This window comes from Winogradskyella wandonensis, assembly GCF_004346845.1.
In the GTDB taxonomy this organism is placed as follows: Bacteria; Bacteroidota; Bacteroidia; order Flavobacteriales; family Flavobacteriaceae; genus Winogradskyella; species Winogradskyella wandonensis.
Genome location: NZ_SMGI01000004.1, coordinates 24,268 through 38,318 on the forward strand (window position 1 = coordinate 24,268; position 14,051 = coordinate 38,318).

A 14,051-nucleotide genomic window follows, 5' to 3' on the forward strand; every position below is an offset into this window, starting at 1 on the left:
GTGTTTATAAGCTGTCAAAATAATGGTGGCTGAGGCTCTCGAAGCCAAGTGTTATAAAAACCAACGTGAAAGCGTTGGTTTTTTTGGTTTATATTGATTTTAAATCAAGTTCAGAATGACAAATATGAAGAATTAATTCCCCAAAGTATCGGTTCCTAAATACTTATCATCTTTATTGTAATACCAAGCGCGTACTTTAGGCATTTTAATGCCATTTACGGTTTCTTCTTCGGTAAGTAATATGTATTCTCCAGAGTCAGGTTTTACTTTGCCATTGTCGTCCGTTTTATAGAACTGGTAGACTTCCATAGCATAAGTTTTTGGATTAAAATAGAAGTACCAAATATCAGAACCTACTTCGTCATCATAAGTGGCTTTTAAAACTAAGTAGTCTTTACCTTTAAAGGTTTGGCGCTTAACTTTTTGGTCAATGTTTGTACCGTTATCTTTTAACTTCATTGGTAAACCATACAAATAGGTATAATAGTTTTTGTACATATTGGCTCGCTCACACGTCATGTTTCTTTCTTTAGCTTGCTCTTTGCTTAGTTGTTTTTCATTATAAAACAAAAAGCAGTCGTCTTTGCCAACAGAATAGGTTTGTACAATAGTATCTCTAGTAGCAGTAACACTAAAGAATTCAGCAGGCAGGTTTATTGTAATATCGCTTACACGAGGACTTTGATTTGGCGTTGTCATGGTCACTTTAAAATTGCCAGAAAATGTCTCCCAATTGCTGTTTGGGTCGTGATAAGAAATGGCTTTGTCAAGAAGTTGTTGTCCCGTTAAGTTTTGGCAAATCAGTTTAGTTGTAGTCGTGGCAATTATTAAAAATAGTATAAGTATTCTCATGATTAGAATTTTTTATTGACTCTAAAGTTACATATTTGATTCTATCTCTAGGATGCGCATGAAATAGTAATTACATTTAAAAAAAATATAGTAACTTCAAGTGTATTACCATTAAGATATGCAATACGGATTTACCGATATACTACAGTTAATAGGAGCACTAGGTGTGTTTCTTTTTGGTATGAAGGTAATGAGTGATGCATTACTACTATTAGCTGGTAGTAAAATGAGGTCTATACTGGCACGAATGACTTCAAATCGTGTCTTAGGAATTGGTACTGGGTTTTTAATTACATCGGTTATACAATCATCTTCAGCAACGACATTAATGGTTGTGAGTTTTGCAAACGCAGGACTATTAACTCTGGTAGAATCTATTGGTGTTATTATGGGAGCGAATATAGGCACCACTATAACGGCATGGCTAATTACAATTTTAGGATTTAAGGTAAGTATGAGCACCATTGCACTGCCGCTTGTGGGTTTTGGTTTTGCTTTTACATTTTTAAAAAAGGAAAAGCTTAAGAATATTGGGAGTTTTGTTATTGGTTTTGCGCTATTATTTATTGGCCTGCAATTCTTAAAAGAGGCCATGCCAGATATAAAAAATAACCCTGAACTTCTGGCGTTTTTATCAAGCTACACAGACTTAGGCTATTTGTCTATTGTCCTCTTTTTACTTATAGGAACAATTTTAACGGTTGTAATACAATCGTCTAGTGCCACTATGGCTTTAACTTTAATAATGACTGCGCAAGGATGGATACCTTTTGAGTTAGCGGCGGCAATGGTTTTGGGAGAAAATATTGGGACTACGATTACTGCAAATCTAGCCGCGATAATTGGAAATTACAAAGCCAAACAAACCGCAAGAGCACATTTAATATTTAATCTAATTGGCGTCCTTTGGATGCTAATCTTGTTCTATCCATTTTTAAGAATTGTAGCCGATGTAGCTATGTCTTTAGGGTCAGAATCACCATACTTAAGCGCTGCAGCGATACCAGTTGCTATTTCTCTTTTTCATACCATTTTTAACGTAGCAAATACCTTTTTATTGGTGTGGTTTGTAAAGCCTATTGCCAAAATAGTAGAGCGCTTTGTACCAGAGAAAATAGAACCAGAACAGCAGGTGGACGCGCCAAAATATTTAAAGCATGAAGTCTTAAAATATCCTGAAACAGCGATTTTGGCATTGTCAAGAGAGTCGCAACGTCTTTTTAAGAATTCCGTTTTCGAAATAGTATCTCATGCGCTTCACATTCACCGAACAGATATAAAATCTGAAGAAAAGTTGAAGACCGTCATTAAAAAATCGAATATATTATTTGATGCAAACGTAAGAGATTTATACACCAGACGCGTTAAAACTATTTATGGTGAAATAATTAGATATGCATCGCTTACCCAAAATAAGTTTACACTCACAGAAGCTCAGAATAGAGAGATTACCGAGCTTAAAGCTGCCAATAGAAAAATGGTCGAAATTCTTAAGGCCGTTTTAGAATTAAGTAAAAATGTGTCTATGTATCTAAATTCTGAAAATAAATACATTAAAAAGGAGTACGATAAGTTAAGAAAACGCACTGCAAAAGTTCTCAGAGTTATCCATTTGTTTAGAACAGAAACGGACAACTTAGCCTATCACAGAAAATTAATGGCAATGAAAGCGGCGTTGAAAACTAATAAGCAATCCAATGATATAGCAATCGATAATTTAATAAGAAAGGACAGGATAACCACCGATATGGCATCCTCACTTTTTAATGATTACGATAACGTAAATGACATTGTCTATAAACTTATTGATGTCGCAGATTTACTTTATAGTAAAAAGGATACCCTGTTAAACAATGAGAATTTTTAATCAGAAATTTTTGATTTATGAATGCTAAATTACTTGAAGTTGCACGAGTGTTTTTTAAACTGGGTTGTTTTGCCTTCGGAGGTCCTGCAGCTCATATTGCAATGATGGAAGACGAAATCATCGAAAAGCGTAAATGGATGACTCGTGATTACTTCTTAGATTTGATTGGTGCCACAAATTTAATACCAGGCCCCAATTCTACCGAAATGACCATGCACTGCGGTTATGAACGAGCAGGTAAAGCAGGTCTTTTTGTAGCTGGCATAGCATTTATATTTCCTGCTACTGTTATCACTGCTTTTTTAGCTTATCTCTACGTTAAGTATGGTCAATTACCAGAAGTAGAACCTTTTATTTATGGAATTAAACCTGCAGTCTTAGCTATTATTGCCTCTGCAATTCTCAAATTAGGTAAAAAAGCGATAAAGAGTGCAGAGCTAATTATTTTGGGATTGTTGGTTTTAATAGCAAGTTTACTTGGGGTAAACGAAGTTGTAGGGTTGTTAACAGCTGGAGTTTTGGGGATGTTATATTTTTATATAAAAAGTAAATCAATAAGCGATTTTAAAAGTGTAACTCCTTTCATTTTTTTATTCGGAATTCAAGCAACAGCAACAAAAGTATCTGCTATAAAACTTTTCTTTATTTTTCTTAAAGTTGGAGCTATACTCTACGGCAGTGGCTATGTGCTCTTTGCTTACTTAGATGCAGAATTAGTCACTAGAGGTTTATTAACCAGGTCCGAACTTATAGATGCTATAGCAATTGGACAATTTACACCTGGGCCAGTATTATCTACATCTACGTTTATTGGATATCAACTATCTGGTTTTAGTGGAGCTTTGCTGGCAACGACAGGTATCTTTTTACCATCTTTCTTATTTGTGTTAATATTAAATCCATTTATTCCAAAAATGAGAAACTCTAAAATTCTTAGAGGTTTTTTGGACTCAGTTAATGTTGCAGCAGTGGCTGTGATGTTAGCCGTATTAATCGTCATGGGTAAAGAAACGTTGATAGAATGGCAAAGTATAGTTATTGCCTTAATCGCTGTCCTTTTAACGTTTAAAACAAAAGTTAGCACGATTTGGACAATCCTTATTGGAGCTATTTTAGGGTTTTTCTTATTGACTTTTACAAAGTAAAAAAGCCACCGATTAGGGTGGCTTTTAACAATAATTAAGGTTATTTATACTTTGCGTTTTATAACTTTTTGTCCGTATCAACATTTGTTCCGTCTACAATCTCTATGGTAGCAGGCTCTACAGAAGCGTCATGGGCACTGTGGTATTCCTCTAGAAGATTCATAGTCGCATTAATTAAATCTTTTGTCTCAAGTAAAACACTGAAGTATAAGGTGGTATTTTTAGGACTAGACTCTTCAGTACGTGTACGCTTGACTTGTTGCTTTATCTTATCCTTAACAAGGTCATAAACTTCTTTTTTCTCGTTTATGATAGCTCCAATGTCCTCAAAAGATTCAGATTTAAATGCCTTTTCTGTGTCGGCAAATAAAACCTCAAGCTTATCATCTATTTCCTTTAACTCTTTAATTTGGCTAAACTTAAGTTTTTTGTGGTTGTTATTAATATGCTTATGACTCACTTTAGAAATATACTCTAGTGATTGTGCCATATCTTGAAGGTGCCCTAGAATGTTAATATAAAAGTTGCTGGCTTCGACACTAGATTCATCTAGATTTTTGATGAAATAGAATATATTATCACGTAATGTATCAATTTCATTAGATAATTTAACCACTTGTCCTTTACTCTTCTTTAGTAGTGGTAATTCTTGTTTCGCTAAACCAACAATAGAATTAGAGTATATTCTGTTGGTGCGTTTCACAACCTTAGCAATATTTCTGGCACTCTCGTGAATAACACCCTGTACAGAACTAATTTCTGCCGTTGTTAAACTGTCTTCATCAATTTTGCTAGTAGATTTATCTTTATGTGATTTATAGTTTCTATATAATAAGATAGCGGTTAGTAATAGAAGAATTGGTATCATGACACTTGGATTCCAATTAATTAAGAATACCACAAAACCAGCAGCAATAAATGCACCTATAGCGGTTCCAAACCATCCTCCAATGACGTTTAATACACCAGCTACACGATATACTGCACTTTCTCTTCCCCAAGCTCTGTCGGCTAAAGACGTACCCATAGCCACCATAAACGTTACGTAGGTTGTTGATAGCGGTAACTTCATGGAAGTAGCTATAGCAATTAATATACCTGCAACCATTAAATTAACTGAGGCACGAATCATATCGAATGCAGGAGCATCGATACTTTGGTCTTTCGTCAAAACGAAATTTGGTTTTTCAAAGCTTTTACCAATCTTTTCTCGAACTGACTGAGGTACTATGGCTCCGAAATATGTTGACAATTGAGTAGTTCCTTTTACTACTGCTCTAGAAAGTCTATTTGGTTCAAATTTCTCGTGCGTTTCACCTTGTCTAGATAAACTTATTTCTGTTTCAGCAACCGTTTTAGCCTTTTTAGAAAGCCACAAGGTTAATACCATAATTGCTCCAGCAATAAATAACAAATAAGGTTCTGCAGGCACTTTTTTCTCTAACACGGCCATTGACATAGCTACATCCATACCTCCAGCTGCCCAAGCTTCGTAAGAGTGGTAAGCTGCCATTGGTACACCAATAAAGTTTACTAAATCATTACCAGAAAAGGCTAAAGCTAATCCAAAGGTTCCCACCGCTATTACAACTAGTAAAACCGTTTTTTTGGCTAGCATTTCAAAAACATACGAGAATATGGTCCAAAAGACAAAACTTCCTAATATAATAAAGATTTCATTACCTTCAAGTAAGCCTTTTAAATCTGAATAATAAGGTGTCCCTTTTAAACCTTTTAAGAAAATGAAGTAGGTAATAGATGCCAATGCAATACCACCAAAAATAGCTCCAAAATTCTTTACCTTTTTTTCATGATTGAAGGTAAAAATAAGCCTGGATACCCATTGAACAAATGCTCCGACGGAAAATGCTATAACCACAGACAGTAAGATTCCACCAATAATTTCAGTGGCTTTTTTAGTATTTATATAACTTCCTAAATCTGCGAGAGATTGAGTGTCTGAATGGCTAATTTTAATCAATGACATAACTACCGCTGCGCCTAAAAGGTTAAATACGATAGAAACTGTAGTAGAAGTTGGTAAGCCCAACGTATTGAAAAAATCTAATAACAAGATGTCCGTAATCATTACGGCCATGAAGATGAGCATGATTTCACCAAACTCAAACTGCGCGGGCACAAAGATTCCTTTTCTAGCTACCTCCATCATACCACTTGAGAAAACAGCTCCGATAAAAATTCCTAAACTCGCAACAATCATTATTGTTCTTAAAGAAATAGCTTTAGAACCAATTGCTGAATTTAGAAAGTTGATAGCATCGTTACTAACACCAACGATAATATCGAACACAGCTAATACTGTGATTGCAATCAACATAAATAAATAAATATTATCCATAATTTTTTGTTTAAAAAAGCATGCAAATATCGTTAGATTTTGCAGCCGGTAGGTTACCTAAATGTTATATTTTAAGATTTTAAAAATGAATATCAAAACCTAGTCTAAAGGTAATATTATCTTCATTACCATCGACAGTAGTATAACTGATATCAGATTGTACTTTTAATTTATGGCCAACAACAAATTTGTTAACACCCAAGGTATATTGCCTTTCAGGAGCACGATTAGTAATGGATTCGAAATTTGTTTGCGTATAACGCCCAGCAATTTCATAATTACTTTTAAACAAATAACCAGCTTGTAAGTTTAATGCATTACCTGTTAACACAACATCTCCTGTCGGAGTAACACCATCTGCTTCAGTAGCTATTTCATCATCGGCAGTTCGTTTAGCGTATTCACCCATGAATGAGAATCCGTTGTACTTAAACATTGCATCAGCAAAAACAGTGGTTTGGTCAGTTTCGTATAGTGTACCATCTGTACGTAGCATATAATCACCTGCAAACCCTCTTTCTCTTACTGCATTTTGATTATAGTTGTATGTAAGGCCAACCATTAGTTTAGGCTTTTCTTCTCGTTTCAAGTCTGATTGAGAATAATCGCCTTTTGATTTAAAAGTACCAAACGGTAAAAACTCTACACGAGCAGTATATTGCAAACCACCTTCGTTTCCTTCAGTCACGTTCCGGCCTTCACCTTGAGAAAGGGAAAGTTTTTCACGCATTAAAAAATCTTTACCGAGTTTAGTTTTATGACGTAATTGAATACCTAGGTCACGGTCAATATTGAAGCGACTATTTAATAAAGACCGATCTACAAGTTGCATATTTGCCGAGGATACAACACGCTCCACATTTCCAGGCAATTTAGTTTGACCTGCCCAAAGTTCCCAATTTCCAGCAAAATTCCACATAATTACCGCATCTAAGATGTAACGAGGTGTATTTCTGTTGAATTGATTTGCTCCGGAAATATCTCTATTAGACAAACCCAGCTCTATCTTATATTTTAATTTTGAACTGTAGGCAAAGCCATCGAACTTTAATCGTGCTCGTCGAACGATAAAGTTGTGCTCAGGGCTAACATATTGATTACCATCGTGGTCCCAAGAGGATATAGAACGTACTTGGAAGCGAGGGGCGAATTTTACACTAAAAGAACTGTCCTTTGCGGTGAAGTTAATTAATCCTTTTCCGAACTTTGTATCGCTAATTTCTTGAGCGTCAACAAAGGTCAATGTAAAAATAGCAATAGCTATTAGGCTAAATTTCAGTTTCATTTTGAAAGTATTAGTTTTTGTCGCTGCAAAGAACTTATATATTCAATAAACCAATGTTTCTTAAAAGTTAAGTTTAAGTAAAAAAAAACTGCCTTTTATAAGGCAGTTTGGTAGGAAATCATATAATGAAGTCGACAAAAACTAATACATATATGAAAACCTAAATGTGTATTGTATATGACAAAGAACTTAGTTATTGTTAAACTAAACGTCATGCTAATATTAATTTATTATTAAAAAAATAAGGGTTTGGAAATAGTTTAAAGTTTTGAAAAACAGTATACTACAATTGCAATGTTAACTTAATGTTACTCAAAAGTTGCTTTATTGTTAATTGTTGTATATATTTGATACAAGTACAAATTATATTTCATGAAAAAGATAGTATTGCTCCTTATTGCTTTCACAATGACAACGGCCTTTTACGCTCAACAAAAGCGCGATTTAAAACTAAATAAAGACTCTGAATTAATAGAGGTGGTTTATTATCATGATAATGGAGAAATAAGCCAAACAGGATTTTATACTCTTGAGGGTAAATTACAAGGTGATTGGTTTAGTTATAATTCGGAAGGACAAAAGTTAACCTCTGCAAAATATGATAACGGTCAGAAAGTTGGAAAGTGGTTTTTTTGGAGTGGAGACAAATTAAAAGAGGTAGATTATTCGAAAAATAGAATTGCTAAAGTGAGTGAATGGACCAATAAAACCACCATAGCATCTAACAAATAATAATTAACTAACTATAAAACGAAAAAGGCATCCAATTTGGATGCCTTCTTCGTTTTTATGAAATAAAGAGGATTAAAATCTAACCCAACCTAACGTCCAATCGTTTGCTGCATCAACTGCACCTACGTAGTTAACAGAAGTAAACCATGAGTTAATAGTAGATGGGTCTATAGCATTAGCTTCGTACGTTCCTCTAATACCATCCAATTCAAAATCAGAAGGAATTGCTGTACCAGCATTATTAAATGGAGCGCCTGACCCGTCTAAAGTATAGTTTGAATACAGAGAAAAATCAGCAAAATCTACAGTAGCATTTCCGCCGTGATCTAAATCAAAAGAATTGACATTATCTATAATAGAATTTCTAACTTCAACTTCGCCATTGTTTAAATTAATTAGAGTTTGATCATCGTCAACCTCAATCCCTTTTCCTGGAAATCCTTTAATAATCATGTTGTAAGCTGCCACTTTTGTACCTGCTCTAAACTCTATTCCTTTATTCTCGCCATCGCCATCTTCTGCTCCTAATAAAGTAATATTAGAAATTGTAGGGTAAGAAAACGGAACGGCATCTGGTGTCGAAGATAAATTATCGGCTTCGATACCTTTGTCTCCTTCTAAAGATGTTTGTTGCACAACCCAGAATTGACCTCTACCAACCCAGCCGTCAGTCCAATCAAAACTATCGTCTTGTGCACCTGTAGAAACAGCATATTTTAAATCTACTGTGCCACCATAAAATTCAATACCATCATCGTTTCCTAAATACGTTTGGATGTACTCTAAAGTTGTACCGCTACCAACGCCGTATAACGACAAACCATTATATTCCGAGTCTGCATTAATACGGCCACCGCTATATTCTAAACGGACATAGCGTAATATACCTGAGTTGTCGGTTGCATCTGTTCCGCCATAAGAGATGTTTGCTACTTCTGCAGTCGCTGTTGTGCCTCTGTTTATTGGAGCTTTACCAGCTATAATTAGTCCGCCCCAGTCACCTGGATTAGGAGTGTTTTGGTTAGATGTAAAAACAATAGGCTCAGAAGCAGTACCTTCTGCCATTATTTTAGCACCTTGATTAATCAATAAGTAAGAAAAAATACCATCAGTAGACTGTCCAGCAACAATTCTTGTTCCTGCTTCAATTGTAATGGTAACACCGTCTACTACAGATACACCACCTACCAACTGATAGCAATTATTAGATGTTAACGTAATATCTGATGTAATTTCTCCGGATAATTCAATGCAATCAGAGCCGTTTGAGCCTCCGCCTGGATTAATAGTGACATCTCCAATAGTTTCTTCGTTAATTGTACATGCTTGAAACACTATAACAAAAGCTATAAATACACTTTTAATTAAATTCTTTGTTTTCATTGTTTTTAATTTTTGATTGTGTTGTTCTTTAAAATTTGTAAGTAAAACCTAAACTAAAGTTTGCACCTATTTGGTAAGAACTTACAGTGAGTTCTTGATTAATATCTTCTTGATCTTGGTATCTGTCTATGGTTGGATTTAGGATGTTCTTTGCAGAAAAACCAATCTCCCAATGCTTATTTATAACATCTTTAAAGTTGAAGTTTAATGTAGCAAAACCTTTTTCGAAAATGTCACCCACACCATTTCCGCCAGCTGAATATATTCTATCACCGAAGTAATTAAAATCAAAAGTGGCCGATACATCATGGTTACCAAATTCTTTAGAAAAATTGATATCAGTATTAAAAATGTATGGTGACGCACCTTGTAATTTACGTTCTAAATTAGTTGGAGCGATTGATGCATTTAATACGGTTACGGTAGGATCTATAACAACTTTAGTATACATTACTGTTGCATTAAGACCAAAAGAGAAGTTGCTTAATAAGCTTTCGTCATCTTCGTTGGTAAAAATATTGTTTAGTTGTTGTCTATACTCAACCTCACCACCAAAAATTTTGGCATTATCAGAGTTTACAAACGAGTTATTGTTATTAGCGGATGCTATTCTAATTTTCTCGATAGGTTGATCTAGGTATTTACCAAAAGCACCTACAGAGAATACTTCGCCATTTCTAGGAAAGTACTCGTACTTAATATCTACGTTATAGTTGTCCGAGTTTGTTAGGTTAGGATTACCAATGGTAAACTCGTTAACATCTTCATCTAAGAAAGGCGCAGTTTCGGTAAAAAGCGGAAGTGTAACCGATTTACTCGCTGCAAAACGTAGGTTGGTTTTTTCATTTAAAACATACTTTACGTCCAAGCTCGGCAAGATAAAAGTTTCGTCGATTGTACCAACAGAGTCTTCGATTGTAACGGGGTCTTTAAAGAATACATTCTGTTCGAAATCTTCAACTCTTAAACCTGCATTTATGACTGTTTTTTCTGAAGCTTGCCATTTCAGCAAAGCGAAACTTGCAAAATTGCTAAAGTCTGCTGTGTATGAGTTTTGTGGACGTGTTACCTCTAAAACACTATAGACATCGTTTAGCAGATTTGTTTCATTTAAAAATGCATCTGGATTGTTAAATTCTACAACGCTGTTGTTTGCATCAAATATGTAATTGATTTGCTGTGCTTCAAAATCACGGTCCTTGGTTCTTGTATTGATACCAAAGGTTAACTTGTTCTTGTAAACGTCGTCTTCGTCTTTTGAGAAGTTAATATCAAAAGCCACGTTTGTCGAAAAATCGTCTTCGTTTAATTCTTGATAAAAACGCTGGTTGTCACTATCGTTTGTGTTTCTAAAGTTACCAAGAACTACAGAGCCATCTTGTCTTTCCGAAAAGAATAGTTGTCTTCTGTCTGGAATATACCCCAATGCTTTATTATAAGCAGCACCATAGTTAAGTTGGTATTTGCCTTCATTAAATTTATGTTCACCAGTAATCTGCTGAGTAAATAAATTGTTCTGCTGAAATGTACCACGTCTTACAAATGTATTTAGCTCTGTATTTTCACCAGATACACCCGTAAATTCTCTTAGTTCGTCTTCGGTGTCGTTAACAAAAAGCGTAGTAGATGTAATGGTATTATTAGAATTCCACTTAAATGAAGCACTACCTAAAACAGTAGAATTAGTAGTGTATTTATAACGGTTATAGTCAAACAAGAAGGAGCCTAAGTCTAATTCGCCTTGAGAGTTGTAAACAGTCTCAAAACCATCAATCGTAGCTTCATGTCCGTTGCTAAATGACCCTAAAACTAAAATATCTAATTTGCTTGATTCTCCTGTTTCAAAACTGTGACCTGCCAATATATTTGCGTTTACATTTGGACCATCTAAGCGTTGTTCTGGGTTAAAGCCTGTTTTAAATGGATACAGCTCTATATCGTTACTGTTGTATGTGTAACCAGGGATATTTAATAGAGGCGTTGGGCTTCTTGAGCCATCGTCTAACCCGAAGAAATCGTATTTTCCACCGCCTAAAAGAAAGAAATCATTAGATATTGCTGTAGTGTTTACGCCAGAACCAAACCCTATCTCTAATAGCTCTTTTCCCGGTCTATCTTTGGTGTTTATATCTACACTAGCGCCAGCAAAATCTCCATACAAGCTAGAAGAATACGCTTTGTAAATTCCTAGATTTTCAACAATCTTAGTAGGGAAAATGCCTAGGTCCAACAACTTAAGTTTTGGGTTTAAGGAAGGAATAGGTAAACCATTTAGGTAAGCAGTATTGTAACGGTCACCTAAACCTCTAACATAAAGCTTATCACTTTCTTTAGAAATACCTGCGGCTTTAGTTAATCCTGTTGCTACATCGCCTACACCTTTTTTAGACAATTCGGTAGCACCAATTTTGGTTTGTATTGTTGTTGCCTTTTTTTGCTCTAAAAGGATGGCGCTCTCTGTTTCTCTTTTAGCTGTAGTTTTAATAACAACTTGATCAAGAGTGGCAGCACTAGCACCCATAATTACATCAACTGTTTTTGTTTGTCCTGCGATAACCTCAACTTGTCTTTCGATAGTTTCGTATCCAACAAAACTAAAAATTACTGTGTATGTGCCAGGACTTAAATTTTCAATAATATACTTACCATCAATATCCGAAGTTGTACCGGTTGTAGTGCCTTTAATAAGAATATTTGCAAAAGGTAACGGTTCGTTATTAAAATCTTTGTCAGTTAATTTACCTGCTATAGCACCTGTTTGTGCAATGGTAATTACCGAAAAAAATAATGTAAAAATGACTAAAATATGTTTCATCAGTTTTTTTGTAATTTGATGCTGCAAAGAAAGGACAGCTTTTGTAGTTTCAGGTTAATCAAAAATTATCCCTTGGTAATTAAAAGGTTATACAAAAGTTACCCAATCATTAACAGAAAGCGCAATTACGAAACGATTTGTTAACATAAAAAGGTTGCTTTATTTTCAAGCAAAAGCCTATACTGTCTTTCTCAATTTATTTATCTTGCTTTCCTAATTTAATCCAACCATGAACTGGGAACAACTACTTTCTTTAAAACGATTTGGAGATACTAATAAACGCTTACGAAAAGAACAAGACGAGACACGCCTAGGCTTTGAGGTAGATTATGATCGCGTTATTTTTTCATCAGAATTTAGAAGTCTTCAAGACAAAACGCAAGTTGTTCCTTTGTCTAAGACCGATTTTGTGCATACACGCTTAACACATAGTTTAGAGGTTAGTGTTGTTGGGCGTTCACTAGGCAGACAAGTAGGTAGGCTTATTCTAGAAAAGCATCCGCATTTGCAAAATATTCATGGATATCAAATTAATGATTTCGGTGCTATTGTCGCCGCAGCAGCACTGGCACACGATATCGGGAATCCACCTTTTGGACACTCAGGAGAAAAGGCCATAGGCGCCTATTTTTCTGAAGGTAAGGGTGTTAAGTTTAAAAGCGAATTAACACCGAAACAATATCAAGATTTATGTGATTTTGAAGGCAATGCCAATGGGTTTAAAATCTTAACCGAAAGCCGAGAAGGTCGTAAAGGAGGATTACGTCTTAGTTATGCAACATTGGGTGCTTTTATGAAATATCCTAAAGCTTCACTGCCAAAGAAGCCAACGTCGCACATAGCAGATAAAAAATATGGTTTTTTTCAAAGTGAAGAAGAGACGTTTATAGAAGTAGCAGAAGAGTTGGGTTTAAAAATACGAGATGCAAAGAATAAAGCGTTTGCTAGACATCCATTAGCGTATTTAGTTGAAGCTGCTGATGATATTTGTTATACTATTATAGATTTTGAAGATGGTATAAATCTTGGTCTTATAGAAGAAGATTATGCATTAGAATATCTTATTAAACTTGTAAAAGACACAATTAATACGGACAAGTACGCGGCTCTAAAAACAACCGAAGACCGTGTGAGTTATTTAAGAGCTTTGGCTATTGGCACTTTAATTAACGAAGCCGTTTCAATATTTATGAATAATGAAGACAAAATACTTTCAGGTGATTTTGATACCGGACTTTTAGATGTAAGTCGTTATAAAGCCCAGATAAAGGACATCATAGATATTAGTATAAAAAACGTATATCAATCTACAGAGGTCGTTGATAAAGAAATTGCTGGTTATAAAGTGTTAGAAGGTCTATTATCTGTATTTGTAAATACCGCTAGTAATGTTTTTAATAATACTTTATCTAGCTACGACTCATTAGTTTTAAAGATGCTTCCAGAAACCGTTAAACTCTCAAACACATCATTATACGATAATTTAATGGCAATCTGCTTGTACATATCCAAGCTCTCGGACTCCAACGCAATGCTTTTATATCATAAAATTAGAGGAAACACTATTTAATTTAGTACTGTAAATCAATTAGTTATAAAATATTTGTGCATTT

At 34.8% G+C, this 14,051-nt stretch carries 9 protein-coding genes; 4 read left to right on the plus strand and 5 right to left on the minus strand.

Annotated elements, in window-relative coordinates; all coding sequences use genetic code 11:
• Nucleotides 1-132: 132 nt before the first annotated feature.
• Nucleotides 133-852 carry a DUF6503 family protein gene (locus DFQ05_RS10995; RefSeq protein ID WP_132705460.1) on the minus strand — a complete coding sequence of 240 codons (720 nt, stop codon included), beginning with the start codon at nucleotides 850-852 and terminating at the stop codon, nucleotides 133-135.
• A gap of 118 nt (nucleotides 853-970) precedes the next feature.
• Here DFQ05_RS10995 and DFQ05_RS11000 point away from each other — a divergent pair, with 118 nt between their 5' ends.
• Nucleotides 971-2,719 (plus strand): Na/Pi cotransporter family protein, encoded by a 1,749-nt coding sequence (locus DFQ05_RS11000; RefSeq protein ID WP_132705461.1) that lies wholly within the window; start codon nucleotides 971-973, stop codon nucleotides 2,717-2,719.
• Between the two features lie 17 nt (nucleotides 2,720-2,736).
• Entirely contained in the window at nucleotides 2,737-3,864 is a 1,128-nt protein-coding gene (gene chrA / locus DFQ05_RS11005; RefSeq protein ID WP_132705462.1) for a chromate efflux transporter, read from the plus strand.
• A 58-nt stretch (nucleotides 3,865-3,922) separates the two neighbouring features.
• On the opposite strand, the gene DFQ05_RS11010 is transcribed toward chrA, so the two are convergent.
• Both DFQ05_RS11010 and DFQ05_RS11015 read right to left on the minus strand, forming a co-directional pair.
• Nucleotides 3,923-6,223, minus strand: a complete 2,301-nt coding sequence (locus DFQ05_RS11010; RefSeq protein ID WP_132705463.1) for an inorganic phosphate transporter — start codon at nucleotides 6,221-6,223, stop codon at nucleotides 3,923-3,925.
• A 79-nt stretch (nucleotides 6,224-6,302) separates the two neighbouring features.
• Nucleotides 6,303-7,508 carry a porin gene (locus tag DFQ05_RS11015; protein WP_132705464.1) on the minus strand — a complete coding sequence of 402 codons (1,206 nt, stop codon included), beginning with the start codon at nucleotides 7,506-7,508 and terminating at the stop codon, nucleotides 6,303-6,305.
• Between the two features lie 372 nt (nucleotides 7,509-7,880).
• Between DFQ05_RS11015 and DFQ05_RS11020 the strand changes: the two genes are divergently transcribed.
• Nucleotides 7,881-8,240 carry a toxin-antitoxin system YwqK family antitoxin gene (locus tag DFQ05_RS11020; RefSeq protein ID WP_132705465.1) on the plus strand — a complete coding sequence of 120 codons (360 nt, stop codon included), beginning with the start codon at nucleotides 7,881-7,883 and terminating at the stop codon, nucleotides 8,238-8,240.
• Nucleotides 8,241-8,312: 72 nt separating this feature from the next.
• On the opposite strand, the gene DFQ05_RS11025 is transcribed toward DFQ05_RS11020, so the two are convergent.
• Nucleotides 8,313-9,623, minus strand: a complete 1,311-nt coding sequence (locus tag DFQ05_RS11025) for a hypothetical protein (protein WP_132705466.1) — start codon at nucleotides 9,621-9,623, stop codon at nucleotides 8,313-8,315.
• Between the two features lie 28 nt (nucleotides 9,624-9,651).
• Nucleotides 9,652-12,438 (minus strand): TonB-dependent receptor, encoded by a 2,787-nt coding sequence (locus tag DFQ05_RS11030; protein ID WP_132705467.1) that lies wholly within the window; start codon nucleotides 12,436-12,438, stop codon nucleotides 9,652-9,654.
• Between the two features lie 229 nt (nucleotides 12,439-12,667).
• Here DFQ05_RS11030 and DFQ05_RS11035 point away from each other — a divergent pair, with 229 nt between their 5' ends.
• Entirely contained in the window at nucleotides 12,668-14,008 is a 1,341-nt protein-coding gene (locus DFQ05_RS11035) for a deoxyguanosinetriphosphate triphosphohydrolase (protein ID WP_132705468.1), read from the plus strand.
• Nucleotides 14,009-14,051: the final 43 nt, after the last annotated feature.